Origin of the sequence: Bernardetia aquimarina (genome assembly GCF_042180575.1) — a bacterium.
Lineage (GTDB): Bacteria > Bacteroidota > Bacteroidia > Cytophagales > Bernardetiaceae > Bernardetia.
In genome coordinates, this window is record NZ_CP170094.1 from 4,474,308 (window position 1) to 4,500,722 (window position 26,415).

Sequence of the window (26,415 nt, forward strand, 5' to 3'; positions counted from 1 at the left end):
TCAGATGACTTTTTTTTGAATAAACCTCAGCTTTTCAAATATGAACAAAATAGATAATATTTATCAAACGATAATAGAGTTTACTCTACTATTTTTTTTAGGTTCTACTTTTAATGAATTTTTATCTGATACTCTTGACGAAACAAGTATTTTTGACAGTTTGGGTTTAATCTCGTTAGGCTTGTGTTTTGGCTCAATGGTAGGTGTAATTATTTATGAAGGTATTACAAAAAGAAATAGAGGAAGCTTATATTATATTTTCATAATACTTTCAATAATGGGTATTTGTATCTATACTGCCATCAACTATTCAGAGATTAAAAAAGTTGATAGCTCTTCTGTCTTTATGGAGTTTTCTCACGTTAGTAGTGGGTTCAATCTACGCTTAGAGCTAAGACAAGACAGCACATATTTATTCACACAAAATAACTCTATAGACATTTATAGAGGAAAATACTCAAAACAGGATAGTATCATAAAATTAGACAGAACTAAAATAGGTCGTATAATTGAATCTAATGTCCTATTAATCAGAAAAGGACAAGGAGATAAAGCCATACTTTATCAAGTAGATAAAGATGATAATCAGTATAGAATTATTAAAAAAGCTTTTCCATTTATACTTACAGCATCAAAATAGAATTTACTCTCATGAATATCTCTACATTATCATTATTTTTAGTTTTTATTGGTGGTGGACTGGGTTCAGTAACTCGCTTTTTATTTTCTAAATGGATTATTACTCCTTCTACAGATTTTCCAACAGCTACTTTTGTTACTAATTTTTTGGCGTGTATTATTTTGGGAGCATTAGCTAATTACTTGGGAGAAGCAAAACAAGAAAGTGAAAGAATAATGGCAGCTTTATTTATAACAGGTTTTTGTGGTGGGTTTAGTACATTTTCTACTCTCAATCTTGAAACTTTCAAACTTATTCAAAATCAGAGTTATCAAATTGCTTTTTTATATATTTTTTCTAATGTAATTCTAGGTTTTTTGGGAATTGCTATTGGATTTTGGCTGGTAAATGTTTTTAAATAAAATTTTATATATTTGTGATTTGCGATTCGCAAATCGTGAATTGAAGATTTTTTACTATGTAAAAACTTAATAATATGCGTCCCCAAGACATAGCTATTCTTTTAAAAATTATCTCTTTGGAAAAAAATGAAGAGGTAAATAATAAGTGGAGAAATATAGACTTAGCAACGTCATTAAAAATTAGTCCTGCTGAAATATCAACTTCTTTGAATCGTTCAAAGATTGCTAAATTAATAGATTCAAGTAAAAGACAAGTAGCCAAAAATTCATTAAAAGAATTTTTAGTGTATGGGTTAAAATATGTCTTTCCTGTAGAGTTAGGGGCGATTGTAAAAGGAATCCCGACAGCTCATTCTGCCTCTCCTATTAATAATTCGATTGTTTCTAATGGAGAAAAGTTGGTTTGGGCATACTTTAAAGGGACTGTAAAGGGACAAACAATAAAACCACTTTACAAATCTCTTCCAAAAGTAGTAGAAAATGATTTGCTATTTTATGAACTTATGGCTATTACAGATTATAGTACTGGACATGAGTTAAATTTTTGACAAAAAAAGGACAGAAAGAGTTAATTTAGAAGTGTGAAAACCAAAAAACTCTATTCCGTCCTGCTGAACAAATATACAAAGGAATTTTCAGATATTCCTATCCATTATGTTCACGCTACTTTGTTGCTTATTAGCTGTATTCTGATAAAAGAAACTGTTAATCTAAACAAATTAAAAAATCAAGTAGGTATTTTTTTAAATTCTCCTACTGTTCAAATTGATTCTCATTATAAACGGCTTACTCGTTATTTTTTGGATGTCTATGTTCAAAAAACACTATGGAAGCTGATTCTAGTTTTTAGTATAGGCTCTTTTTTGAATAGAAAAGACATAAAAAAAGAAATTTTCTATCTAGCTATGGATGGTAGTGTTTGGCAATTAGGGGAATATACCTATCATGTTTTGGTCTTAAGTGTTATTTATAGAAAAATGGCTATTCCTATTTTTTGGATCAATTTAGAACGAAAAGGTAGTTCTACTGTTGCTCATCGTAAAAGTTTATTAGCATCGGCTTTATTGTTATATCCTTTTTTAAAAAGATTTACAATTTTAGCTGATAGAGAGTATAAAGGTAGAGTTTGGTTTAGGTATTTAGAAGAACAAGGATATACTTACATTATTCGTCTTTGTAAGGGAGATTATCAATTAGAAGTTAAAAAATACCACAGCTTACTTAAAAAAGCTAAATCAGGCAAACTAGTAAGCCAAGAATTTGAAACTGACTTTGCAAAAAAACTAAAAATAGTGATTTCTTATAATGCTCAAGCAGCAAAAGAAAGTGAAAAGTTTGTCATTTTATTAACCAACAAATATCGTTTAACAAAGGAGAAAATTAGTGCTATCTATTATCTCAGATGGAAAATAGAGTGTTTATTTAGACATTTGAAAACAAATGGATTTCATTTAGAGGAGTTAGGAATGGTAAACCCAAGAAAAATTCGTGTTCTAATGGCATTAGTAATTGCATCTTTTTTACTCTGTATCTTAGAAGGAGTAAAAACAAAACAAAGAGTAAAAAAAGACAATGAATCCTTTTACGAGTCTGTTTTTAGAATCGGATATGGAAAAGTAGTATTTTATGCTACTTCTATAGACAAAATATTAAAAATAATAACCCAATTAGTGCAAAAATCTAAAACTCAAAATACAACCTAAATTAACACATGTCCAGTACTGTAATTACAGATACGTTGCGTATAGGAAAAAATAGAGAAATTGAAATTAAAGAATTAGATAAACGTTTTTTTTGATTAATTAAAAATTATTTTAAAATGAATATAGAGAATATAAATTTGATTGAATTTGTAGCAAAAGGATTTGAAGAATTAAAAGATGAAGTTGTTTTTCTTGGTGGAATGGTTACATTTATTTATGCTGATGATGCTTCTTTATCGGATATTCGTCCTAAAAAGATGTCGATTGCATTATTGAGGTTCATTCTAAAATGGTTTATTCTGATTTAGAGGAAAAATTAAGAAAAAAGGTTTTAAAAATGATATTTATTCAGAAAAACCTTTAATTTGTAGATTTATATATGAAGGAATAATTGTCGATGTTATGCCTACTGATACAAGTATATTAGGATTTTCAAATAAATGGTATAAATCGGGATTTGAAAATAGAATTTTATATCAACTTACAAAACAAACAACTATCTATATTTTGCCAGTTGAATATTATTTAGCTACAAAATTTGAAGCTCTTTTAGGAAGAGGAGGAACAGATTTGAGAATTAGCCACGATTTCGAAGATATTATATATGTAGTACAGAATAATGAAAATTTAATTAACACAATACAATCAGCAGATTCAGAAGTGAATAAATATTTAAAATTACAATTTCATAAAATTTTAGAAAATAAAAATTATAGAGAATCAGTAGAAGCTATTTTGCCTTATGGATGTTCTATAGATGAAATAGAATTTATTTTAGAAAAACTCCAAGCTTTGAGTAATTAATAATTCTATCAAAAAATGGTTTCAATCATCTGTCTGTGCTACAATCACGCAAATTTTATCGAAGAGGCTTTGTATTCTGTCTTTAATCAAACCTACAAAAACTGGGAACTCATTATTGTCAATGATGCCAGTACAGATAATAGCAAAGAAGTTATTGATAAAATAATAAGTGATTTTTACCAAAAAAAAGACAATCATTCTTATACTATTCAAACTATTCATTTAGAACATAATAAAGGAAATTGTGCAGCTTTCAATGAAGGTTTCAAGATTTCGGAAGGACAATATATTATAGATTTGGCTGCTGATGATAAATTTGAAGTTGATAAATTAGAAAAGCAAGTAAGAGTTTTAGAAAATGCTGATAGCAAGACAGGAATTTGTTTTACAAATGCTACCCTAATAAATGCAGAGGTTGATGAAGAAAGTAATGAAATAGGAAATTATTATTTTGATTGGTACAAAAAAACACCAAAAGACGGATTTATTTTTAAAGAACTTATTAGAGCTGGAGGAATGATTTGTTCGCCTACTATGCTTATTAAAAGAGAGGTTTTGGAAGAATTGGGAGGATATGATGAATCTCTTTCTTATGAAGATTATGATTTTTGGGTGCGAAGTAGTAGAAATTGGAAATATGTTTTTCTTAATGAAAACCTGACTTTTTATAGAAAAACAAATCATTCTCATTCTTCTACATTCAAGAAAAAAAATAATCCTCATTTGTACTCTACCTTCAAAGTCTGCCAAAAAGGATTTTATTTATGTCAGAATAAAGAAGAATATAAATCGCTTTCAATTTCTGTACTATATCATTTTAAAGAATCATTGAAGTATAAAAATTATAAAGCTGCAAAGGGATTTTTTGGGTTGTTTGGTAAGTTGATTTTGAAATTAGTAGGTTAAAGGCTTGCCTTTAACAAGAAGAATTGTAACGACACAAAATACAGTCAAAGACAAGTCTTTAACCTACAAATACAATACTACGGTAAAAGTAAATTTGGATTTTCCTCTTCTTCATCCAAAGAAGCATACAAATAACTATAATCAGTCATTCCACTTACTGCAAATTTTAATTTTGTCAAGTCAATTCTAACTGCATTTGACCAATCATAAAGGGTTTCTATCAAACTACTAAGTGAGTTTTGATTTAGGTTCATAGAGAAAAATATCGTTCCACCTTTGTATGAAATACGCAATTTGTAATTATTTTCTTCCTTTGGAATAAGCTCAATTTCCTCTACTTTATATTTTGCTAGAGTTACTTTTTGTTCTTTGTAAGGCATAAAAATAATGATTTGGTCTTTTTCTATGCTTATGGCTGGCGCACTATTTTTATCCAATACAAAATCAGTATCTTTTGATGCTATTTTAGACCAAAAAAATACGATAGCTGCAACCGAAAAAATCATAAGAATTATAAAACCTATCATAGCTAAATCATCATCTATAAAATCGTTTTTTACTGCTTCTATAAATACAAAAATTGATAAGACTGAAATTGAAACTACTTTTCCAAGTGTGAAACTTATATCGCCTCTTTCTCTTTTATATTCCTTCATATCCAAACTAGAAAGCACCCAAGGCAAAGTTTTGAGTTGTGTATCAAATTGTTTCCAATCCGAAATACTATGCAAATATGCCTTAAAATACTGCCTCTTCGATTTTAAATTGAGTGTTTTCTTTACTGGAAAAGTAGCTAAAGTTCTTTTCTGATTACAATGCTTTTCATTCAGATATTCCCACGAGCTTTTCAAAAAAGCTGATTTACATTCCTTACAAAACACGATTTCATCGCCTTCTACAATCAAATCGCCTGTAATTGGGTCTTGCCTTCGTTCATTCAAAAAATCTGAATGTGAATAGGAATTTATTTTGTGAGTATTCAAAGGTAATTTTATTAATAAATCAGAATCATTGACCAATATTTATCTTTTCTTGCTGCACCAATTCGTTTTACTCGTGCATCCATTAAGCGTTTACATTGTGGAGGGGTGAGTTTCCAGCCACGAAAAGCCTGTTCTATTTCGGTAAAACTATATGACATATTTTCATAGGCTCTTTCTGTTTTTATTCCAAAGTCTGAAAGACGTTGAACAGTATTTTTTCCACCCACATCGGTTGTCATTCCTTTTGTTTTCCACAAATTTACTACAAGTTCTTTTGTTGCATAAGCTACTGTATCACTCCATTCGACCTCTTCAACAGGTGCAAAATAACTTCCCCCACAATGACAACCTTTAGTACGAAGTTCATTGGTAAGCTCCAAAAAACGCTGTGCAAAAACACCATCTACTTTTTGGTCTTCTTCTATGCGTTCGTCTGTTATCTCTGGAATTGGATTATTCGTTACGCCTTCTTGTTTCTGAAAATCTGTAATATTGGTAATCATATCCTGCTGCGAACCCAAATCTTTACTATCAAAAGTTTTCATCTCTACATCAAGACAGTTGAAATGATTTGTTTTTAATTCTGCCCCAATTCCCTCAATAAAATCAGCTACTTTTACATGATTTGGCAACCTTTCAAAATGTACTTCACACGTAAAAACATCATTATTATGTGTAATAAGTTGAACAGGTTTTTTAGTATTGAGAACAGGAATTTCCACTTTTCCATTACGAGCAATATTTTTTATTTCTATCATTTTAAAAACTTCTGATGGGTTTGCATCATTTTTTAAGAACCAAGCTAAATCTTCTCCTGGTCCGTAATAGGTTGCTGTTCCTTGTTCGTAATGAGAAACATAACGAAAATGAAAAATTGTTCGGTCTTTTGTATAATCAATTTTATCTAAAATATAATTATTCTGCCATTTTTTATAAACTGGTTTGTAATCGACAAAGGGTTTGTCTGAAACTGAAGTTGCATTATTGGGTTGATTCAAATCTTGAGCAAACGTATAATTTGATAAGCAGAGAGTTATGAATAAAGATAAAATACAAACCCACAGGTTTTTGCTATGACTTTTCATAATTTTTTTCTTTTTAATAATAGAATAGGTAGAATTTTTTGGTGTAGTACAATTACATATTTAATTCATAAACGCAGTTTTTTAACGTTGCGTTGTTTGTAGTCTTATAAGATTTTTAAAATTGAATTGTTACTAATTTGATAAAAAAGGATTCAAAAATAAAGCGAGGTTTTAGATTTTATACCAAATTAAATATAAAACAGCTTAGAACATATCAATTTTTAAATTATTTAAACTTTTCAATTTTATGAATTCTAAGAGAGAAAAAGCGACTGTAAATGCGAGTTCGATGGCAGATATTGCCTTTTTGTTACTCATCTTTTTTTTGGTCAGTACACGAATAGCATCTGAAAAAGGACTTGCAATGTCTCTTCCTCAAAAGCAAGAACAGGAGGTAAAGCCTACGCCAGCTTTGGATAGAGATGTTTTGCGAGTTAGTATTAATTCTGAAAACAAAATTTTGATTGAATCAGATAAAGATGCAACTGTTTCAGAAATCAAAAAACTTGTCAAGACGCATTTGATGAATTATGGAAAAGATGCTAATTACTCACAAAATCCACAAAAAGCTATTGTTGTTTTGAGCAGCCAACGCCAAACAGATTATAATTTTTATATTGAAGTTTTGGATAAAATCAAAGAAGGATATAATGAAGCAAAAGCAGATTTTTTGAGCAAAAAAATGGGTGCAAAATATACTTCTCTTGAAGTCATAGATTTTGCTTTACAGAAAACACAAGAAGAAAAAGAGTTTTATCAATTTCTACAAAAAGAGTTTCCTGTTACTATTTTGGAACAGAATAATTCTATCTAAGGAACAATTACGAACTGAAAGACGACGAAGTTAATTAAAGATTACGAATGTAATACATTGAATGCCAATGATTTATTGTTTCTAAATAAGTGTTTTATTTAATTTCTATTCCTAAACAAAAAACCTATATGATTTTAAGAATCGTATAGGTTTTTATTACTTTATTTATTTGGGCAAGCTTCTTCAGCCGATTTTCCACAATAGCTACATGAGCCATCATCAGTTTTTAAGAATGGACTTTGACTAGCACATGTTCCTCTAAATTGTCCTTGTTTTTGAAAAAACATTCTGACCCCCATTCCTACAAAATAAATCATAAGAACGCCTATTGCAAGAAGGATTGTATATAAGATTGTCATAGTTTTAAAGTATTGATTTAAGTTTTTACAAAAGTACAAAAAAAGTAGTGAAAAGTAATTTTCAATTTTCTATTAAAAATATATTTTGCTTTTGGAGAGAAGTTATATTTGAGATAATTTTGAGACCAAATATTTTAATAACAAAGCTATAACTGGGTTGCATATCCTTATGGCTGTCAAAAACAGAATTAAAACGATAAATGGAAAACATTTCACAAATTGATTTTACTGTAGTACTAGACCTTTTTGGCACATTTGCCTTTGCTATTAGTGGTATTAGATTGGCATCAAAAAAACAAATGGATTGGTTTGGAGCATACATTATTGGACTGGTAACTGCAATTGGTGGTGGAACATTAAGAGACCTGCTACTTGGTGTAACTCCTTTTTGGATATTGGATGCAAAGTATTTTCTAACCACAGGAGTTGCTCTTATTACTGTCTTATTATTTAAAGGTAAATTATTCAAATGGGGAAGTACTTTATTTATGTTTGATACAATTGGACTTGGCTTATTCACTATAGTTGGTATTACCAAAAGTATTGATGCTGACCTTCCTATTTGGGTGTGTATTGTGATGGGAACTATTACTGGTTCTGTCGGTGGTATTGTTAGGGATGTACTACTAAATGAAGTTCCTTTACTATTTCGTAAAGATATTTATGCTTTATCTTGTATTGCTGGAGGTGGAATGTATTTCATTTGTAGTTATTTTAATCTTTTGACTGGAGTAATAGAAGTCATTGCTGCTTTGACTGTGATTGTTGTACGATTGATAGTAGTGAGATTTCATATTCACCTACCACAGTTACAACCATTAAATGATACAAAAGAATAGAAGTCTGTATGCTTAAAAATAGTTTTGTTTTTTCATAAAGGAGAAATTTTAAATACTTTTTTATGGAAAAAATACAGTTTTTGTTGGTGTTTTAGCGTAGCGACACCAACAAATAAATACACAAAACTTATTCTTAAACAACTTCAATATGAACCTATAAAATAGGGTATAGTTGAGAAAATATTTTTTTTTTAGTAATATAAGTCTATTTCTGGCTAATTCTATGTAAAAGGAAATTTGATTTTTTAATAAAACTAGCTACCTTTGCAGACTAAAATTTTGTGAAGGGTTGTGTATCAAAGTAAGTACAGAAGTCTAGTTTGTCAATCTGGTTCACAAATTTATCAGTACTTATTTCAATGATACTGAACACTTATTTTTAGGTAGAAGATAATTAGAAAAATTCTATTAAAAATTTGGAATTCAATTTCACATTAATCATTTTTAAAAAATTACACAGATAGATTATGTCTATAATTACAGCAATTCAGAAACGCACAGGACTACTTCTTGTAGTTATTTTGGGCGCACTTGCAGCCTTTGTTCTTACTGACTTTATTGGCAGTGCAAGTAGAATGGGTAGCGATCAAATCATTGGAGAAATTGATGGAACAGAAATCAAATACCAAGATTTTAATAATCAGCTTCAAATCATGCGTGATAGAATGGAAGCAAGCCAACAGACAAAAATAAATGAATCTCAAATGCCAATCGTTCGTAATCAGACGTGGAATGAATTGGTTACAGAGTATGCACTCAAACCAGAATGGGAAAAATTGGGTATCATCATCACAAAAGAAGAAGTTGTGGATATGGTACAAGGAAATAATGTTTCTCCTCAAATCAAACAAGCCTTTACTGACCCAAAAACAGGTGTTTTTGATAAAGACCAATTAATTGCGTTTCTAAAAAATCCACCAACAGAACAAACTATTCAAATGCACCGTGCTTTTAATGCTTTTGAGCAAGAGCTTCCTAAATCTCGTAGAAATGAGAAGTATGAGAATTTACTTCGTAAATCTGTTTATGTTACTAAAGCAGAGGCAAAACGTCGTTATGAAGACGAAACAATGAAATTAGATTTGAAATATTTGTATGTTCCTTATGCAAATATTCCTGATTCTACTGTAACTGTTACAGAAGACCAAATCAAAGAGTATTATAATTCTCACAAAGAAGAGTACGATGATGTAGCTTCAATCTCGGTAGAATATGTTACTATTCCGATTGTACCTTCAAAATCAGATAGTGCAGATACTAAACGTTATTTGACAAATATTAAAGATAAGTTTGCAACAACACAAAATGACACATCTTTTATAGCAGAACACTCACAGATAGAGGCTAACTTTGCAGAACTTTCTACTTCTAATTTCCCTAATGCCATCAAAAATCAAATGGGAGAAGAAGTCGTTGTTGGTTTTGTAGCCAATCCTGTTGCTTCAAATGGAACATACAAAATGTTTAAAGTAGTAAAAGAATTAGGATTAGCAGTTGATTCTGTAAAAGCAAGTCATATTTTGTTTAAAACAGACGGAAAAAGTCCTGAAGAAAAATTAGCTATCGAAACTAAAGCAAAAGAAATATTAGCAAAAGCAAAAAGTGGTGGAAACTTTGCAGAACTTGCAAAAGAATATAGTGAAGATGGCAGTAAAGACAAAGGAGGAGATTTGAGCTGGTTTGGTCGTGGTGCGATGGTAAAACCATTTGAAGATGCTACCTTTGGAGCTACTGGCAATGGTGTTTTACCAGAATTAGTTGAAAGTCGTTTTGGCTATCACATCATAGAGGTTACTGGTTTGACAAAGAAAAACAAGTATTTACTTGCCTCTGTTAGTCGCTTGTTAGACCCAAGTGAATCTACTCGTGAGGCTCTTTACCGTCAAGCTGGCGATTTGGCTTCTAGTAAAAATATGACTGAATACGAAGACCGTGTTAAACAATATAATTTACTCAGTTTGCAAGCAAATGATGTAAAACAAAATGCTCGTTCTTTGAATAATATTTATGATGCTTCTATTCGTCAAGCTATTCGTTGGGGATTTGAAGAAAATACAAAAATAGGTTCTGTTTCTAATGAAGTATTTGATGTGGATAATCAATATATTGTTATGGTATTGAAATCTCGTACTCAAAAAGGAATTCAGCCTCTTTCTAAAGTATATGAGCAAGTTCGTCGTGAAGTAATCAAAGAAGTTAAGCAAAAAGAAATCTTAGCTAAATTAGAAGGTAAGACAGGTACATTAGCAGAATTGGCAACAGCATTTGGCGACCAAGCTCGTGTACTTGACCAACAAAACTATACATATATCACTAATGCACTTAATGGGGTAGGTTTTGCTCCAAAGGCAGTAGGTATGGCTTTTGGAATGGAAGAAGGAGAAACTTCTAAACCTATAACAGACGAATCAGGTGTTTTGATAATGAAAGTAGAAAAACGTACTGAAGCTGGAGAAGTAGCCGATTACGCTAAATACAAAGCTCCATTAGAAGAAGACCGTCAACAGCCTTATAATTCAGGTGGAATTATTCGTGCTATCAAACAACTTACTGATACAGAAGAAAATATTGATAGTTTTTATTAAGATTTATTAGTCTTAAACAAAAAACCTAAGTTGAAAAACTTAGGTTTTTTTTGTCTTTTAGAAAAATTGCATTCACTTCTGACTTCTAAAATCATACTTCTGACTTTATTTAATTATCTGTTTCTACCATATTGTTCATGACTAGATACCCAGTCAGAAGAAGAAATAGCCGAACCAAGAGAAATTTCTCCAGCAAGTACAACAGCTGCGATAATTTCAGCAAGTTTGTTTACTCTATCTCTACCAAAACAGTCCATCATTTCAAGACACTCTTTTTGAGTAGCCAAACCAACACCACCACCATAAGTAGCAATAATTAGAGAAGGAATAGTAATTGAAATATAAAGGTCTCTTTCTGGAGTAAGTTCTGAATAAAGAATACCAGCAGAAGATTCTGAAACGTTTGCTACATCTTGACCTGTAGCAATAAACATAGCTGTAATACCATTGGCAGAGTGCGCTCCATTGTTGTTTGCGCCTGAAAGAAATGCACCAATAGTGGCTACTTGTCCGTGATAAGCTAAAGACTCTGGCTCTACACGCATATTTTGAATAAGTACATCTCTAGGAATTGTACATTCTGCTACCACACGCTTACCACGAGTACGCATTACATTGATTTGAGATGCTTTTTTATCTGTGGCAAAATTAGACTCTAAATAAAAATGCTCTAATTTGTTTTCGTCGTAATTATCCAAAATCCAACTACAAGCTGCAAAAGTAGCACGCCCAACCATATTCTGACCTGCTGCATCACCTGTTTTGTAATTGAAACGTAGATAAGCAAACTTATTTGATAGGTAACAATCAATATCACTAAGTTTGGCAACACTTGAAGTAGCTTCTGCTTCTTCTGTAATTTTAGCATAAATCTCTTTTTTCTTTGTCCACTCCACAAAATCTCTAGCTCCACGAGCATCTTTAAATACAAAGACAGGCGCACGCTGCATAGCATCTCCAATAACGGTACATTTTACGCCACCACTAAGGTTAAGCACCTTCATACCACGATTATAAGAAGCTACTAATGTTCCTTCTGCTGTTGCCATCGGAACTAAAAAATCACCTTTTGCATGTTCTCCATCTACTGTAATAGGTCCTGCAATACCAATCGGAATTTGTGCAACACCTACAAAATGTTCACAATTTCCTGCTGCGATATGTGGGTCAAAAGAATATTTTGTTACGTGGTCTAATTTTTTACCAGTAACTTTTTCAACAAATTCTTGTCTAGTTTTGATAGCACTTTCTGCATAATCATCATTTTTATCTCTAGGGATTTTGACTTCTGAATCTCCGAAACCTGAAATAGCATCTTGTACCTTGAATTTGAGCTTACCAAATGGATTTGCTACAAAGGAAATCTGAATATCGTGTTTTGCTTCTGGAAGTTTGTCAATATTAGCCAGTACATTAAAGCTTTTACTTAATGGAAAATCAATAGGACTATTAGAATCCATGGCAGAAGGGTTGATTACATTTCCATCTCCCATGTCAATTTGAATATCACTCATCGGCACCTCTTTTCCATTTATCTCAACACTAACAAGCTCGCTAAATTTGGCATCACTCAAACGATTCTTGATAGTAAATTGTACTCCTTGGTCAGTATTTTTCAAACTTCCTCTTGAATAAAGTTGTTTGAGTATTAAGCTAGGTATTTGCATAAGTTTTGCAGTAAGGTGTGTGTAAAAATTGATTGAATTAAAAATTAAGCTAATATTATAAAAAACCATTGATATTACAACTTATTTCTTAATGAAATAGCAAATTATTTGGATTTTTTTTAAAAAACCAACAATTATATCGTTTAATACTAAATTAAATTTTGCATAAATCTTTACTATCCAACTATTTATCCTTCCATTCTAATAAATAAATAGTAATTTTGAAAGTGAGAATAGTATTTTACAAACAAATAGTAGTATCGTTTGATTTTAAGAAGTATTCATCTACCCTAATTATATAGATTATAGATTCAGTTATGAAAAAAAGAACTCTTTTGCTTGGAGCTGCACTGGCAGCAGGTATTTCATATTGGTGGAAAAAGCCAAAAGAAATTAGTTTTGATTATACATTTAAGACCAATTTTTCGCCTACCGTACTTTGGACATATATAGAAGAAGCATTCAGAAATTCAAAAGAAAGTGAGCTTTGGATTCAGCATTTGGAAGAGTTAGAAACTACAGGAATAGAAGCTGGAAACAAAGTAATGGCAATTTATAAAACACCTCTTTTTGCCAAAGTACATCATTATTATATAACTGAGGCTAGTTATGGAAAATATTTTGTCTATGAGCCTGTTGCCGAACATCCACTCAAAGGACGAGCGATTGTAGAGATTACACCAACAAAACGAGGTTGTAATCTGCGTTGGAGAGGGAAATATTATTTCAAGGGAATGCCACTTGCAGCTATTTATTTGGTAGGATATTTTGAAAAGGCTTTTTTTACAGGGCTTCAAGAAAATTTGTATAAAATAGAGCCTCGTATGCCTCAAAATATGCAGGTTATTGATAGAATTTATGATTAGATTTATTTGCTAATGAATGTTTCAAAAATTGAACGAATTAAATTACAGCGTTTGGATAGTTTAGAGTTATTTTCTGCATATAATTCAAGTCAAGATTTTCCTTTGCATTATCACGAAACATTTTGTATTTCGATTATAGAAAAAGGAGCTTTTGTAGAGAATAATAAAGTTGCTTTACAAAACTCTTTACTGATTTCGAATCCTTTAGAAATACATAAAAATAGTGCTTTTCAAAATCTTGATTATTCTATCAAGACTTTATATATCAGTAAAGATATTTTTCGGTTCGCTTTAGGAAAAAATGAAGTAAATGATGATTTTATATTACAAAATCTCATTACTGATAGTTTTCTTTTTGACAAACTCAATCAATTATCTAATCAAATTATAGCTTCTAAAAACAGCTTTGATATTAATTTTGAAAAAGAATTTATACAATTTATTCAAGAAATTGGGAAGTTTAAATCCATTGAAAAAAATAAAAAATTAAATATTAATATAATACAAAAACCTACTTGGTTGACCGAAATAAAACAATATTTAAATGCTAATTTAGACCAAAAAATAAGTTTAGAAACTCTAGCTAATCAGACAAAACTAGATAAGTTTCAATTTATTAGAACCTTTAAAAAGCATGTCGGACTTACACCCTTTCAATACATTCTTTTGAGTAGAATAGCACTTACCAAACAATTGCTTCAAGAAGGAAACTCAATTACAGAAACGGCTTTGGATGCAGGATTTTATGACCAAAGTAATTTTACTAATTATTTCAAAAATTATGTAGGTGTAACTCCTAGAAACTATCAACAAAGTTTCAATATTTTACAAGATTAAGGAAAAGAGGTGTTTTATCTTTGAGGAAATTATTTTTATAACCTAATTTTTAGATTTTCTCACTAAAACACTATCATCTATGAAAAACTCTTTTAAAGTGCTATTATTAATTACCTTATCTTCTCTAATTTTAAGCTGTTCGAAAGAGGTTGTTCCTCAAATAAATACTCCCCAACAACTTGATGCTTCTCTTCAAAAAAGTTATGAAAAATCTAATTTTGGAGGATTTTCGGTAGCTGTTATCAAAAATGGAGAAGTTGCTTTTCAGAAAAGTTATGGTAAGGCTGATATTGAAAAGAATATAGACTTGACCAATGAAATGTCGATGAATATTGCTTCTATTAGTAAAGTTTTTATTGGGATTTCACTTGTTAAAGCGATTGAAGATGGGTATTTTACGTTAGAAACACCTATTAATTCGATTTTACCTTTCGAAGTAAACAATCCAAATTTTCCAAATGAACCTATTTTAATCAAACATTTGGTTACTCATACTTCTGGAATTAAGGATGATGAAGCAATTTATTTTCAAAATTATAGTATTTTGGAAGGTGAAAATACATCTACAAAAGGAGCGCAACTAATGATAAATGAACTGGGAATAAAAACGAATGGAAATATTCTCTCACTTGCTAATTTTACACAGTCTTATCTTTCTACAATAGGAAGCCTTTATAATTCAGCTAATTTTTTGAATGCACCGACTGGAACAGAGTATTCTTATAGTAATATTGGTTCTGCTTTGGCTGCTTATCTCATAGAAATTGCAACTCAAACTCCTTTCGATATTTATTCAAAACAAGTAATTTTTGAACCTTTACAGATGAATCATACAGCTTGGAGAAAATCAGAATTGAATGCTGCATTAGTTTCTACACAATTTTTTGACAAAGATACTCCTCTTCCTGCTTATACAATGACAACTTATCCTGATGGCTCTTTGCTTACCTCAATTGAAGATATGACAGTGTTTATGCAAGAAATGATAAAAGCAAAGACAGGACAATCTTCTTTATTGCTTTCAAAAGAATCATACCAACTTCTTTTTGATAAGAAACTAGAAGCTAGACCAAAAGAAATGCCTTCAAAAGAGGATAATTATGGTGTTTTTTGGCTCTGGTCTACAAATGGTCGTATCGGACACACAGGGGGAGACATAGGAACAACTGCTTTTTTTGGGTTTGACCCAGCTACTCAATCAGGTTCGATTGTCTTGATAAATTCTAATATGGAAGAGGCTGGAGATTTAGCTTTTGAAGTAGTAAGTGAAATAGTAAAGGCTTATAAATCTTTTGAGGCTGCAAAGTAATATTTTAGTTTAAGTAACACGACACATCATTTAGGAACGATTTAAAGATTACAATTAGACATTTTATTAATTACTGTATAGGTCAGCCTCGTATAGCAGACCGTTTATAGTCAATCTTGCTTGTTTTTAAGTTTTATAGATGGTTTGCCCTCTGGGACTGACCTATTTATTTGAAAATGTCTAGTAGTATGGCAGTGAAGCTAATTGCGAATATAATGTATTGAATAACAATGACTTATTTTTTATAAATGAGTGCTTTATTTAATTTCTATTCCTTAGCTAAAAAATCCTTTTTACTACAAAACAGTAAAAAGGATTTTCTATGAAAGCTAAACAAAGCTTTTATTGTTATTTCAAAGTAGCAATGACAGTTCTTCCTGCTTTTGTTTTTTGGTCTAAGTTTACATTTATTTCTGTATCAAGAGGAACAAAAATATCTACACGAGAACCAAACTTTATAAAACCAAATTCCTCTCCTTGCATAACAGGCTGTCCTTCTTTTACATACCAACAGATACGACGAGCAAGCGCACCAGCAATCTGACGAAACAATACCTCTGTATTGGTATTAGGTTGTTTTACTACAATCGTTGTGCGTTCATTATCTGTACTTGCTTTCGGATGCCAAGCAACAAGATATTTACCAGGGTGGTATTTGAAGTAAGATACAATACCAGATAAAGGATTACGATTTACATGAACATCAATAGGTGACATAAAAATTGAAATCTGACGACGTTTGTCTTTAAAATATTCTGTTTCTTCTACTTCTTCAATAACCACTACTTTTCCGTTGGCAGGTGCAATGATATGTTTTTCATTTCGTTCTGTTACTACCACAGGACTTCTAAAAAACTGAAGAATAATCAAGAAAAAAGCAACACCAATAACAACAGCTATGGATTCTATTAATTGAGGATTAGAAAAAGAACTGGAAAAATAATAACCTGAACCAATAACAATAGAGGCAAAAATAATAACGAGGAGTAAACTTGGATAACCTTCTTTATGAATTTTCATTTTTTAATGTGTTTATTTATTACGTTGCTTGTGGGGACACAAGTAACAGCAGAGTGTTTTATGTAAATGAATGAATACAATAGAAAATAGTTTAGAGATATAGTTATTCTAATAACCTATTTATCCGTTGCTCGTGTCCCCACGAGCGACAACCTATATGCAAAAGGACTATTTTAAAAATTTTGATACAAACATACGGCATTTTCAATAAATTTGCTTACTTTTAACTGTATTGTTAATAGATATGTTATTTTTTTAGTTTCAACTATACAAAGACCAAAAACGATTTCAATTTTGTCAAAATTCAAAATAAATACCGTTTCAGAAGCCTACAAGCCTGAAAATCAGACTGAACCGTCTTTTTTGATTGAGCCTTCACTCAATTCAAAAAGTAAAGACGATGCCAAAAACACAAAACTCTACATCAAGCCAAAGGCTATAAAACAAATTTTTGAACATATTTCTTGGGGAGAAACAACAAAAGAAAACGTTGTCGAACAAGGTGGAGTTCTATTAGGAAAAGTGTTTTTTGATGAAAAAAAGAAACTTATGTATGGCGTAGTAGAGGAAGCTCTAGCAGGAAAACAAGCCAAAGGAAGTTCTGCCTATTTAGAAATGGATCACGAAGTATGGAAAGAAATGCTAGATGAGTTTGATGCAATCTTAGATAAAGATGAAAACAAACAATGGCAAATGATAGGTTGGTATCATACTCACCCAAATAATCTTTCTGTTTTTATGTCAGGAACAGATATGGGAACACAACAACGTTTTTTCTCTAATGACTGGCAATACGCTATCATTTTCAATCCTCACAAACAAATTTGGAAGTCTTTTGTAGGCAATGAAGCCGTAGAATGTGCTGGAATGATTGTGAAAGACTAGATTTTTTTATAGCTTGTGAAATTATTTTTTTAACAAAAACAGTTTGCCTATGTGTATTAATTAAAAAAGCAAATATATCATTTTGCATTCACTGGTAACTGAAAACTGGTAACAGATAACTGTAATATATGGATACTTATTTTTTCTATCCTGATTTAGAACTCGGACAACAAATTACACTTCCAGAAGAAGAAGCCAAACACCTCAAAACACTTAGAGTAAAAGAAGGCGATTTTATAGATATTGTAAATGGAAAAGGAATATTAGCTAAAGGAAAGGTGCTTTCTCCAAATGTCAAAAACTCTTTGATAGAGATTACACAAATTTTTGATACAGAGCCAAAACGTCCTTTTTATATTCATATTGCTGTTGCTGCTACAAAAAGTTCGGATAGAATAGAATGGTTTTTAGAAAAAGCTATCGAAATTGGAATTGATGAAATTTCATTTATCGAAACAAGTAGAAGTGAATACAACCACCTCAAATCTGACCGATTAGTAAAGAAAAGTATTGCAGCAATCAAACAATCTTTACGTGCCACACTTCCAAAAATAAATGCTCCTAAAGAATTTAAAGAATTTATAAAAAAATACCATTCTGATAGAAAAAATCAAACGAAACACGGAGAAGAAACGTTAGAAATTCAACGCTTTATTGCTTATACGCCTACTGATACAAATGCTGTTTTGGAAAGTTGCGCTACCAAAAATGCTTATTATTTGGTTTTGATAGGAAGTGAAGGTGGGTTTAGTCCAGAAGAAGCACATCAAGCTCAAATATCAGGTTTCGAATGTGTGAGTTTGGGAGCATATAGACTCAGAACTGAAACGGCTGCTCTTTATTCGTGTATGGCTCTTAATAGCTTAAATAGAATTTAGGGATAGGGGCGAGAGATTAGGGAGTTTCAACTACTATTCATTCCTCTTTTATTCTCTTCAAACTCTGTGGTTAAAAATATATTGTACTCTTTGTAACCTTGTATTCGTATTTTCTGAAAAAGTATTTATTCTGCTTTTCATCCTATAAATCATACAAATCATTTACCAATCCTATCTATGTATTTGTATTGCAAAATCTTATCAAATATGAAATATATACTAATTGTCCTTACTCTAGCTTTATTTTCGTTCATTCCTAATAAATCCATTCTAAAACCAACTGCTACTTACAAAATAGCTAAGTTGAAATATAATGGTGGTGGAGATTGGTATTCTAATAAAACCTCTTTACCAAATTTAATAGAATTTTGTAATGAAAATTTAAAAACACAAATTGATAAAGAAGAAGAAGTAGTAGAGGTAGGAAGCGCAGAGCTTTTTAGTTATCCATTTGTACACATGACAGGACACGGAAACGTTATTTTTTCAGCACAGGAAGCTCAAAATCTTCGTAATTATTTGATTGGAGGAGGTTTTTTGCATATTGATGATAATTATGGAATGGATAAATTTGTTCGCTTAGAAATGAAAAAAGTATTTCCAGAGTTAGATTTTATCGAACTGCCTTATTCTCACGACGTTTACACTATCAATTATAAATTTCCAGACGGACTCCCAAAAATCCACGAACACGACGGAAAACCAGCACAGGGTTTTGGTTTGCTTTACGAAGGTCGTTTAGTTTGTTTTTACTCGTATGAATCAGATTTAGGAAACGGCTGGGAAGATTCTTCTATCCACAACGACCCAGAAGAAAAACGTCAAGCTGCTTTAAAAATGGGTGCAAATTTGGTTCTTTTTGCTTTTATGCAGCTTCAATAAGACTATAAAAAAAAATGAGGAAACCAACAAGAACGCAGATATTGAAAAACAAGTGGTTAGGATTATTGTCAATCATTATTTTATGTTTTGTTCAATTTTCTTATAAGGCTCAAAAATGTAACACATTATTTATCAATAATGTGGATATATTACAAATGAAATTTTTAAAAGTAGATTGCAAACCTAATAAAAATAATATTAATTCGATTAAATACATTGGTGAAACAATAGATTCAATAAAATTTAGTATTCTTAGAAAAGATAGAATTATAGCTAATTTTTTATGTAATCCAGTAGGGGTAAATATTGAAGTTAATAATAATAATCGTTATGTTAATGATTTAGAAGAATTATTAATGATTTCTCACACTGGAAATTATTTAGGAATTACTGTTTTCAAGAATAAGAAAGAAAATTACTTTTATATTCCCTTGATATTAAATGATAACTGTTATTAATATAAGAATATAGAATATTTTCTAGCTCACTTTATACTGTTTTTAGTCATTTTGTAGCTCACTTTTTTGTATTTTTGGTCTACAAATAAATGAATTTTAGCCAATAATGAGCTACAAATAAAAAATCAAAGTATTTTACCTCAACGACGGCAAGCCTCGTTTGACGGTTATAAATGATTATAATCAATAATATATGCCCCAATTACGTATTGTTTTTATGGGAACGCCCGAATTTGCCGTTTCCTCCTTAGATATTTTAGTAGAAAATAGCTACAATGTAGTTGCTGTTATTACTGCGCCTGACAAAAAAGCAGGGCGAGGTCAGAAAATAAATGAATCTGATGTAAAAAAAGCAGCTTTAAAACATAATTTGCCTATTCTCCAACCCACGAATTTAAAAGATGAGAGTTTTTTAGAAGAACTCAAAAGTTATAATGCAAATCTTCAAATTGTAGTGGCTTTCAGAATGCTTCCAGAAGTTGTTTGGCAGATGCCAGAAATAGGAACTTTTAATCTTCATGCTTCGCTGTTGCCTAATTATCGTGGTGCTGCACCTATCAACTGGGCAATTATCAATGGAGAAAAAAAGACAGGAGTAACAACCTTTTTTCTACAACATAAAATCGATACAGGCGATATTCTTTTTCAAGAAGAAGAAGAAATTTATGACAATGATAATGTCGGAACGCTGTATGAAAGACTAAAAAATAAAGGTGCAAGACTTGTTTTGAAAACAGTAAAAGCTATTCAAGACAATGATTATGCAGTCAAAAAACAGAATTTGGAAGAAAAAACACCACACGCTCCAAAGATTTTTACAGAGGATACCTTCATAAACTTCAACAATGAAAGTGAAAAAATACTAAACTTTGTGCGTGGACTTACGCCTTATCCTGCTGCAAGAATGAGCCTTTATGATACAATGTATAAGGTTTTTGATATAGAAATTGCTGATTATGATGAAGTAAATGAACTTTTGATTGGCGAACCTCTCACAGACCAAAAGACATATCTTTACGTTAAGACACTAGATGGTTATATCAAAATCAATGAATTACAGCCTCAAGGAAAACGAAGAATGAAAACAGAAGAATTTTTGAGAGGAAATAAAATCTAAAATTTTTAGTATTTTTGTTATTCTGAAATAATCCAAAACCAAATTTTAGGAAAGATTTTACAGCATTTTAATTTATATATAAAAAAATCAACTCATTTAAAATAATATACTATTATGAAAAAATTCATCTTATTTATTGCTCTTATTGCTTCGGCAGCTTCTTGTGCAAGTGAAAAAAAACAAGCCAATGCTTCTGAAGGAAATGGCAATGGCTCTACTTCTCATGTAGTAATTGGTGGGGCTAAAACAGAAACAACTCATACAACAACTGTAGCAAAAACAGATAAAGTATTCTTGGAGCAAAATAATGCTGATGGTAGCGTAAAAATGTTTGAAGATGTATTAGCTGAGTACAAAGGGAAAGTAATTTATGTTGATTTTTGGGCTTCTTGGTGTCCTCCGTGTCGTGCAGAAATGCCTAGTTCTCAAAAATTACACAGTCAGTTTGAAGGAAAAGATGTAGTTTTCTTGTACGTTTCCTTTGATAGAGCTGCTGCTGCATGGAAAAATGGAATTGAGAAAATGGATATTCAAGGAGTGCATTTTTATCCTGCTGCTGATGCAAATCAAGCTGTTTCTTCAAAATATGGAATCACAGGAATTCCTCGCTATATGCTTGTAGATAAAACTGGAAAAGTAGTTAATCAAGATGCTCCTCGTCCTAGTTCTATGCAAATTCCACAGGACACTGAAAATATAGAACAAGTAAACATAGTAAACGTGATAAATAGTTTACTTTAAAATTAGTTTTAGTTAGCATGAAACGCTATAAAGAAAAATCAGAATTTCTTTATAGCGTTTTTTTGAATTTTATAAAAATCATCATCAATGAAAAAATATCTTTTTTTAGTTTTTAGTCTTCTTTTTGTGTCGTTTGCTAGTCAAGTTTTTGCACAAGAATTTCGTTGCAATGTAATTATTAATGATTCTCGTGTTGAAAATCAAAACAAACAAATTGTTGGACAGCTTACCAAAGCTCTAACAAAGTTTATGAACACGACACAATGGACAGAAGACCGTTACGAAGAATGGGAACGCATAGAGTGTAATATTTTGATTACGCTAGATAAAAATACAGATTTTGCTCAAGGTATTTATTCTGGAGATGCACAAATTCAATACAATCGTCCTATATATGGAACGGTTTATACTTCTCCTATGCTCAATTATTTTGACAAAAATTTTGATTTTTCCTATAAACCTAGTGAGCCACTTATTTATATTCCTAATTCTACCAATAATAATCTGACCTTGATGTTGGCGTATTATTCTTATATTATTTTGGCTTTAGATTATGATTCTTTTTCTTCTTTGGGTGGAAGTCCTTATATTGAAAAAGCCCAAAATATCATCAATAATGCACAAAGTACAGGAGTTGCAAATACAGGTTGGCAAAATAATGATGTTCGTTCGAGATACTGGCTTGCCGAAAACTTGAATAGTCCTCAATTTGTTGATTTGCGAAAAGGCTTATATGATTATCATCGTTTGGGGCTTGATATTATGTTAGAAAAACCAGAAGAATCACGCACAAAAACAATGGAAGTGTTGAAAAAATGGAGAGAAGTAAGTGAAATTCGATTGAATGCTTTACTGATTCAAACACTCTTTGATGCAAAAGGAGAAGAACTCTATCAACTATTTTCGAATGCAGAAAAAGAAGAAAAACTCAAAGCTGCTGAGATTTTGCTTCAACTTGACCCTGCACACGCAGATTTGTATAGAAAACTTCAAAATTAATTAAAAAAAACAATGCTAAGAGAATAAAAAACGCTGCAAGCCGAGTTTTTTATGTTAAATTGCAGTATAAAAATAAAGAAGTAAATAACTTCAAACTATAAAATCAATGGATTACACTCGTAATTCGTAATTATTATTAAATTACTCACCCCAAAAGTAAAAAAATATGAGCTTAGAATCTTTCACAGAACGTGTAAAAACAGTAGTTGGAACTGATAGTGGACTAGGAAAATCAGTAAAGTTTGACCTTAAAGGCGACGGAGTTGTTTATGTAGATGCTACACAAGTTCCTAATGTAGTTTCTCACGAAGATAAAGATGCAGACTGTACAGTTAAAATTTCAGAAGAAAATGCAAATAAAATGCTTGATGGTTCTTTAAACTTAATGGCTGCTTATATGACTGGAAAAGTAAAAGTAAACGGAGATATGGAAATGGCTATGAAAGTAGTTCAGCTTATTTCTCGTCGTGCTAAAGAAAATGAGTAGATTAAAACTCTCGTTGATAGAAACATCAACAAGAATAAGTTTTTAATATAAAAACGTGAACTCGGTATTATAATTTATGTATTTATCAGTCTATGCTTCTTTATTAGCTGATTTGCCAACTATCTTGTCAGTACACCTTCAAGGTGTCAGACAATTTAGTCCAACATAGCTGTCTGACACTCTGAAGTGTCTGACGGGACATAAAGCAAGAATAGAATACCGAGTTCACGATATAAAAGCCTTTTTATTCTAAATTGAATAAAAAGGCTTTTATCTGTTTATTTGAAATTCTATTACAATCTAAACTGAGCTGAAACACGAATCCCCCACGGACTAACATCATCTTTATCCAAATAAGTGAGACGATGAACAGCTTGTACCCTCACAAATCTAAAAATATTACTAATTCCGTAGCTTACTTCTGCATAAGGAGTAGCTCCCAAACTGCCAAATTTAGGAACTGGGATTCCATTTGAATTTACATCAGGGATTAAATCAATATTTTTCTGACTCACATTTCCGATGAGCATATTTCCTTCTACAAAACTTCTCCATTTAAGCCTTCTCATAAGTGGAATTCTGTTTAATAAAAATCCATTGAAGTCGTGAATTATATTGAGTGAAGCATATTTATCACTCACAAATTCAAAATAATTCATAAGGTTGAATGAAAGTTGATTATAAAAAGGAGTTTCATTGCCCAAATGTGACTCTAAAAGTGGGTAAGGAAGGGTAGAAGGCGTAAAACCTGCACTAATAAAATAATCTGTACGTCCGAAAATTCCTAAACGAAATGAATGCTCCAAACGAGTAGAAAATTTGTGATATTCCAAGTCTCCTCCCAAAAAATCTCCTAAACCTCTAATGTAACGAAATTTAAAAATAGGATATTTACTTCCCAAATTAGCACGAGTAAGGTCAGCATTTATAAAACGTTCTTTAAAACCAATTCTGACTTCTGCCATTATTTCAGAAACTGTAAAATCACGACGACGAATTTCTAGGTTTTCTGGATCAAAAAATTCAAATACAAATAAGGGATTATAGTTTTGATTACGATATGTTATTCTTGGTGTAATTCCTTTTACAATATCAGTTTGAAGATAAATGCTACTTTGTCTGTGATAAAAAGGACGGTTTCTATCCAAATTTCCCACACGACTGAAAGATGAAAAAAGAATGTTTCCACTAGAACGAAAATCCTCATTAAATAAAGCTACCTGTTGAAGATCGTATTGATGTTGAATGCCCAATACTGTCCAAGGACGACGAGAAAGAATAGTTCGTATTTGTCCTTTATATTTCCATTTTTTATCTCCAAAACCATACGCTATTCCTGTCGAAATCTGAATTTTTTTACTAAAATCTCCATTTGTACGTACATTAAGCATGGCACGACTTCCTTCAATATTATTATTTGAATAAAGTGTAAGAAGTTGTCCTACATCTACTTTTCCAATATCTTTATAGCCATTGATAAGCAAATCAGCAATTTCGATATAACTTTTTACCATAGGCAAATTACTAATGGTATCAATCATTGCATAAACCGTTTGTTCGCTTGCCGTAAGTGAATCATGTCTGTTTTCTTGCCAAAATTCATCCGACGAATTTGTAGCTTCTTCATCTACAACAATCGCATCTTTGTAGAATTTAAGTTCTCTTGGTTTATTGATTACAATATTTTCTGCCGAACTATATGATTTTAAAAGCATTCCTGCCCATTGGTCATTTATTTGTCCTACATCAACTAAAATACGTGTTTTGACAGGAAGCCAAGCCATTTCTTTTTCATCTTCGATTCGTTTTAAATCTTGTTGAATTTTTATTTTCTCAATAAAATTAAGATTAGCTGTTTTTGGAACTGTTACATCTATACGTTTTAAAGCAAAAGTCGAATCATCGGTAACCCACATTGTGCCTGTAAAAGCTAAATCTTCTTTTCGTTTGGGCTGAAAATCAATACGGTAACACCAAATATCATCAATTTCGGTACGTTCTTGTAATTCATAATCATAAAATAATCGCCAGCTTTCAGAAATAGGAGAAACAAAATCTTTTCCTGCAATCTGAATCCAACTTTCATAAAAATTATAATCTTGAAAAGATGAACCAACAAGCTGTGAAACAATGCTTCCATCATCCACCCCAACTCCTTTGATACGTGTTTTCTCAATTTCTTCTTTTCTTTTGATAGGACTATCTCTATAATAATATTTCGAAATAGTTTCAGAAATAAAGAGAGGCAAAACAGGCTTTCCATCTTCTCCTGCCAAACTTTCAACACTATCGACTACTCCAATAATCTGCTTGACAAGTTTTTTTTCTTTGAATTTGTCAGAAATATTATCAACATCTAATTCTACTTTGGAATAAGAATCATATTCATAAGCAGAAAGACGGCGTTTATCATTTTCAGATTTATGGTCTAATAAACCTCGTAAATATTCCCAAGCAGGATTTTCTCTTTTCCCAGATGTAACTACAATGGCCTTTAGTGTTTCATCAGATGAGGCAAGTTGATAATCAATATTTTGAGTAACTCCTTTTTTGACAGCTTTTTTTCTAGTTTGATAACTTACATACGAGACGACAAGTGAATCACTGGCTTTATCGGTTTCAATTTTATAAAACCCATCAAAATCCGTAGATGTTCCTATGGTTGTTCCATCAAAATAAACATTTGCAAAAGGAACACCGTCTCCTGTTTCTGCATCAGTTACTTTTCCTGTAACGATGGTTTTTTGAGCAAAAGCAGATAGACCAATGAATAAAAAGCTAAAACATAAAAATAGTTTGACTACAAAAGAGTCATAAGACAAAAATCTTTTTCGAACAGAAAAATAGGAGGAGTAAAAAACAGTATTCATATAGAAAGTAATGGACATAAAAGGTAAAATGGGATTACAAAAATACAACTTCTTTTTTTAAAGAAAGGAAAGTAATTTTATCTTAATTTTAGGTTTTTTAGAAAAATAATTTTTCGATTAAGCAGTTAAAATAATAACTACAAATTGATTTGCACTAAATTTGTCTTATTTTATATCAGAATTTAACATAAAGACTAATTAATTTACTTTTATAGTTTTAAGTCAAGCTGCTAATTTTGTATCTTGTCAAGCAGATAAAAAAAAATATTTTAAATAGTAT

27 protein-coding genes are annotated in these 26,415 nt (G+C 31.0%); 21 read left to right on the forward strand and 6 right to left on the reverse strand.

Going from position 1 to position 26,415, the window contains the following annotated elements:
- The first annotated feature begins 40 nt into the window (after positions 1-40).
- From ACE193_RS19150 to ACE193_RS19180, 7 genes are all read left to right on the forward strand, one after another.
- On the forward strand, positions 41-640 hold the full coding sequence (locus ACE193_RS19150) for a hypothetical protein (RefSeq protein WP_375559824.1): 600 nt from the start codon (positions 41-43) through the stop codon (positions 638-640).
- Positions 641-651: 11 nt separating this feature from the next.
- On the forward strand, positions 652-1,041 hold the full coding sequence (gene crcB, locus ACE193_RS19155; protein ID WP_375559825.1) for a fluoride efflux transporter CrcB: 390 nt from the start codon (positions 652-654) through the stop codon (positions 1,039-1,041).
- Between the two features lie 74 nt (positions 1,042-1,115).
- A complete protein-coding gene (locus tag ACE193_RS19160) occupies positions 1,116-1,589 on the forward strand; it encodes a hypothetical protein (protein WP_375559826.1) in 474 nt (157 codons plus the stop codon).
- Between the two features lie 33 nt (positions 1,590-1,622).
- Positions 1,623-2,744 carry a transposase gene (locus ACE193_RS19165; protein WP_375559008.1) on the forward strand — a complete coding sequence of 374 codons (1,122 nt, stop codon included), beginning with the start codon at positions 1,623-1,625 and terminating at the stop codon, positions 2,742-2,744.
- A 116-nt stretch (positions 2,745-2,860) separates the two neighbouring features.
- Complete coding sequence (locus ACE193_RS19170) at positions 2,861-3,052, forward strand: hypothetical protein (RefSeq protein ID WP_375559827.1); 192 nt, start codon at positions 2,861-2,863, stop codon at positions 3,050-3,052.
- 94 nt (positions 3,053-3,146) lie between these two features.
- Positions 3,147-3,548: a hypothetical protein gene (locus ACE193_RS19175; RefSeq protein ID WP_375559828.1), complete on the forward strand. Its 402-nt coding sequence runs from the start codon at positions 3,147-3,149 to the stop codon at positions 3,546-3,548.
- 15 nt (positions 3,549-3,563) lie between these two features.
- Positions 3,564-4,454: a glycosyltransferase family 2 protein gene (locus ACE193_RS19180; RefSeq protein WP_375559829.1), complete on the forward strand. Its 891-nt coding sequence runs from the start codon at positions 3,564-3,566 to the stop codon at positions 4,452-4,454.
- A 77-nt stretch (positions 4,455-4,531) separates the two neighbouring features.
- Here the strand turns inward: ACE193_RS19180 and ACE193_RS19185 are convergent, their stop codons facing one another.
- Together ACE193_RS19185 and ACE193_RS19190 are read right to left on the reverse strand one after the other, a co-directional pair.
- A complete protein-coding gene (locus ACE193_RS19185; RefSeq protein WP_375559830.1) occupies positions 4,532-5,437 on the reverse strand; it encodes a hypothetical protein in 906 nt (301 codons plus the stop codon).
- 11 nt (positions 5,438-5,448) lie between these two features.
- Complete coding sequence (locus tag ACE193_RS19190; RefSeq protein WP_375559831.1) at positions 5,449-6,522, reverse strand: CAP domain-containing protein; 1,074 nt, start codon at positions 6,520-6,522, stop codon at positions 5,449-5,451.
- A 247-nt stretch (positions 6,523-6,769) separates the two neighbouring features.
- Here ACE193_RS19190 and ACE193_RS19195 point away from each other — a divergent pair, with 247 nt between their 5' ends.
- Positions 6,770-7,336: an ExbD/TolR family protein gene (locus ACE193_RS19195; protein ID WP_375559832.1), complete on the forward strand. Its 567-nt coding sequence runs from the start codon at positions 6,770-6,772 to the stop codon at positions 7,334-7,336.
- Positions 7,337-7,497: 161 nt separating this feature from the next.
- Here ACE193_RS19195 and ACE193_RS19200 read toward each other — a convergent pair whose 3' ends face one another.
- Positions 7,498-7,695, reverse strand: coding sequence for a hypothetical protein (locus tag ACE193_RS19200; RefSeq protein WP_375559833.1), 198 nt, complete (start codon positions 7,693-7,695; stop codon positions 7,498-7,500).
- Positions 7,696-7,895: 200 nt separating this feature from the next.
- On the opposite strand from ACE193_RS19200, the gene ACE193_RS19205 reads away from it, so the two are divergent.
- A complete protein-coding gene (locus ACE193_RS19205) occupies positions 7,896-8,534 on the forward strand; it encodes a trimeric intracellular cation channel family protein (RefSeq protein ID WP_375559834.1) in 639 nt (212 codons plus the stop codon).
- 467 nt (positions 8,535-9,001) lie between these two features.
- A complete protein-coding gene (locus tag ACE193_RS19210) occupies positions 9,002-11,119 on the forward strand; it encodes a SurA N-terminal domain-containing protein (protein WP_375559835.1) in 2,118 nt (705 codons plus the stop codon).
- 113 nt (positions 11,120-11,232) lie between these two features.
- Here the strand turns inward: ACE193_RS19210 and ACE193_RS19215 are convergent, their stop codons facing one another.
- The gene (locus tag ACE193_RS19215; RefSeq protein WP_375559836.1) at positions 11,233-12,786 is read right to left on the reverse strand and encodes a hydroxymethylglutaryl-CoA reductase; all 1,554 of its coding nucleotides are present in this window, start codon (positions 12,784-12,786) and stop codon (positions 11,233-11,235) included.
- Between the two features lie 317 nt (positions 12,787-13,103).
- Here ACE193_RS19215 and ACE193_RS19220 point away from each other — a divergent pair, with 317 nt between their 5' ends.
- The 3 genes from ACE193_RS19220 (at position 13,104) to ACE193_RS19230 (ending at position 15,798) form a co-directional block, all read left to right on the forward strand.
- On the forward strand, positions 13,104-13,652 hold the full coding sequence (locus ACE193_RS19220; protein WP_375559837.1) for a hypothetical protein: 549 nt from the start codon (positions 13,104-13,106) through the stop codon (positions 13,650-13,652).
- Positions 13,653-13,664: 12 nt separating this feature from the next.
- Positions 13,665-14,489, forward strand: a complete 825-nt coding sequence (locus ACE193_RS19225; protein ID WP_375559838.1) for an AraC family transcriptional regulator — start codon at positions 13,665-13,667, stop codon at positions 14,487-14,489.
- Positions 14,490-14,568: 79 nt separating this feature from the next.
- Positions 14,569-15,798: a serine hydrolase domain-containing protein gene (locus ACE193_RS19230; RefSeq protein WP_375559839.1), complete on the forward strand. Its 1,230-nt coding sequence runs from the start codon at positions 14,569-14,571 to the stop codon at positions 15,796-15,798.
- A 348-nt stretch (positions 15,799-16,146) separates the two neighbouring features.
- Here the strand turns inward: ACE193_RS19230 and ACE193_RS19235 are convergent, their stop codons facing one another.
- Positions 16,147-16,818: a phosphatidylserine decarboxylase family protein gene (locus tag ACE193_RS19235; protein WP_375559840.1), complete on the reverse strand. Its 672-nt coding sequence runs from the start codon at positions 16,816-16,818 to the stop codon at positions 16,147-16,149.
- A 294-nt stretch (positions 16,819-17,112) separates the two neighbouring features.
- Between ACE193_RS19235 and ACE193_RS19240 the strand changes: the two genes are divergently transcribed.
- From ACE193_RS19240 to ACE193_RS19275, 8 genes are all read left to right on the forward strand, one after another.
- The gene (locus tag ACE193_RS19240) at positions 17,113-17,703 is read left to right on the forward strand and encodes a hypothetical protein (protein WP_375559841.1); all 591 of its coding nucleotides are present in this window, start codon (positions 17,113-17,115) and stop codon (positions 17,701-17,703) included.
- Positions 17,704-17,831: 128 nt separating this feature from the next.
- Positions 17,832-18,581 (forward strand): RsmE family RNA methyltransferase, encoded by a 750-nt coding sequence (locus ACE193_RS19245; RefSeq protein ID WP_375559842.1) that lies wholly within the window; start codon positions 17,832-17,834, stop codon positions 18,579-18,581.
- Positions 18,582-18,788: 207 nt separating this feature from the next.
- A complete protein-coding gene (locus ACE193_RS19250; RefSeq protein ID WP_375559843.1) occupies positions 18,789-19,463 on the forward strand; it encodes a DUF4159 domain-containing protein in 675 nt (224 codons plus the stop codon).
- Positions 19,464-19,504: 41 nt separating this feature from the next.
- Positions 19,505-19,921, forward strand: a complete 417-nt coding sequence (locus ACE193_RS19255; RefSeq protein WP_375559844.1) for a hypothetical protein — start codon at positions 19,505-19,507, stop codon at positions 19,919-19,921.
- Between the two features lie 193 nt (positions 19,922-20,114).
- Complete coding sequence (gene fmt / locus ACE193_RS19260) at positions 20,115-21,038, forward strand: methionyl-tRNA formyltransferase (RefSeq protein ID WP_375559845.1); 924 nt, start codon at positions 20,115-20,117, stop codon at positions 21,036-21,038.
- Between the two features lie 114 nt (positions 21,039-21,152).
- On the forward strand, positions 21,153-21,779 hold the full coding sequence (locus ACE193_RS19265) for a TlpA family protein disulfide reductase (RefSeq protein WP_375559846.1): 627 nt from the start codon (positions 21,153-21,155) through the stop codon (positions 21,777-21,779).
- Between the two features lie 87 nt (positions 21,780-21,866).
- Positions 21,867-22,778, forward strand: a complete 912-nt coding sequence (locus ACE193_RS19270; protein ID WP_375559847.1) for a DUF4835 family protein — start codon at positions 21,867-21,869, stop codon at positions 22,776-22,778.
- A gap of 166 nt (positions 22,779-22,944) precedes the next feature.
- Entirely contained in the window at positions 22,945-23,265 is a 321-nt protein-coding gene (locus tag ACE193_RS19275) for an SCP2 sterol-binding domain-containing protein (RefSeq protein ID WP_375559848.1), read from the forward strand.
- Between the two features lie 293 nt (positions 23,266-23,558).
- Here the strand turns inward: ACE193_RS19275 and ACE193_RS19280 are convergent, their stop codons facing one another.
- Positions 23,559-26,153, reverse strand: coding sequence for a DUF5686 family protein (locus tag ACE193_RS19280; protein WP_375559849.1), 2,595 nt, complete (start codon positions 26,151-26,153; stop codon positions 23,559-23,561).
- Between the last annotated feature and the right edge of the window lie 262 nt (positions 26,154-26,415).

Excerpts from the sequence above, each read along its gene's own strand:
- crcB (WP_375559825.1), top strand. The coding sequence starts at position 652 with ATGAATATCTCTACATTATCATTATTTTTAGTTTTTATTGGTGGTGGA.
- ACE193_RS19280 (WP_375559849.1), bottom strand. The coding sequence starts at position 26,153 with ATGTCCATTACTTTCTATATGAATACTGTTTTTTACTCCTCCTATTTT.
- ACE193_RS19180 (WP_375559829.1), top strand. The coding sequence starts at position 3,564 with ATGGTTTCAATCATCTGTCTGTGCTACAATCACGCAAATTTTATCGAA.
- ACE193_RS19235 (WP_375559840.1), bottom strand. The coding sequence starts at position 16,818 with ATGAAAATTCATAAAGAAGGTTATCCAAGTTTACTCCTCGTTATTATT.
- ACE193_RS19265 (WP_375559846.1), top strand. The coding sequence starts at position 21,153 with ATGAAAAAATTCATCTTATTTATTGCTCTTATTGCTTCGGCAGCTTCT.
- fmt (WP_375559845.1), top strand. The coding sequence starts at position 20,115 with ATGCCCCAATTACGTATTGTTTTTATGGGAACGCCCGAATTTGCCGTT.
- ACE193_RS19160 (WP_375559826.1), top strand. The coding sequence starts at position 1,116 with ATGCGTCCCCAAGACATAGCTATTCTTTTAAAAATTATCTCTTTGGAA.
- ACE193_RS19200 (WP_375559833.1), bottom strand. The coding sequence starts at position 7,695 with ATGACAATCTTATATACAATCCTTCTTGCAATAGGCGTTCTTATGATT.
- ACE193_RS19225 (WP_375559838.1), top strand. The coding sequence starts at position 13,665 with ATGAATGTTTCAAAAATTGAACGAATTAAATTACAGCGTTTGGATAGT.
- ACE193_RS19210 (WP_375559835.1), top strand. The coding sequence starts at position 9,002 with ATGTCTATAATTACAGCAATTCAGAAACGCACAGGACTACTTCTTGTA.
- ACE193_RS19205 (WP_375559834.1), top strand. The coding sequence starts at position 7,896 with ATGGAAAACATTTCACAAATTGATTTTACTGTAGTACTAGACCTTTTT.
- ACE193_RS19175 (WP_375559828.1), top strand. The coding sequence starts at position 3,147 with ATGCCTACTGATACAAGTATATTAGGATTTTCAAATAAATGGTATAAA.
- ACE193_RS19250 (WP_375559843.1), top strand. The coding sequence starts at position 18,789 with ATGAAATATATACTAATTGTCCTTACTCTAGCTTTATTTTCGTTCATT.
- ACE193_RS19170 (WP_375559827.1), top strand. The coding sequence starts at position 2,861 with ATGAATATAGAGAATATAAATTTGATTGAATTTGTAGCAAAAGGATTT.
- ACE193_RS19190 (WP_375559831.1), bottom strand. The coding sequence starts at position 6,522 with ATGAAAAGTCATAGCAAAAACCTGTGGGTTTGTATTTTATCTTTATTC.
- ACE193_RS19275 (WP_375559848.1), top strand. The coding sequence starts at position 22,945 with ATGAGCTTAGAATCTTTCACAGAACGTGTAAAAACAGTAGTTGGAACT.
- ACE193_RS19270 (WP_375559847.1), top strand. The coding sequence starts at position 21,867 with ATGAAAAAATATCTTTTTTTAGTTTTTAGTCTTCTTTTTGTGTCGTTT.
- ACE193_RS19195 (WP_375559832.1), top strand. The coding sequence starts at position 6,770 with ATGAATTCTAAGAGAGAAAAAGCGACTGTAAATGCGAGTTCGATGGCA.
- ACE193_RS19150 (WP_375559824.1), top strand. The coding sequence starts at position 41 with ATGAACAAAATAGATAATATTTATCAAACGATAATAGAGTTTACTCTA.
- ACE193_RS19220 (WP_375559837.1), top strand. The coding sequence starts at position 13,104 with ATGAAAAAAAGAACTCTTTTGCTTGGAGCTGCACTGGCAGCAGGTATT.
- ACE193_RS19230 (WP_375559839.1), top strand. The coding sequence starts at position 14,569 with ATGAAAAACTCTTTTAAAGTGCTATTATTAATTACCTTATCTTCTCTA.
- ACE193_RS19215 (WP_375559836.1), bottom strand. The coding sequence starts at position 12,786 with ATGCAAATACCTAGCTTAATACTCAAACAACTTTATTCAAGAGGAAGT.
- ACE193_RS19245 (WP_375559842.1), top strand. The coding sequence starts at position 17,832 with ATGGATACTTATTTTTTCTATCCTGATTTAGAACTCGGACAACAAATT.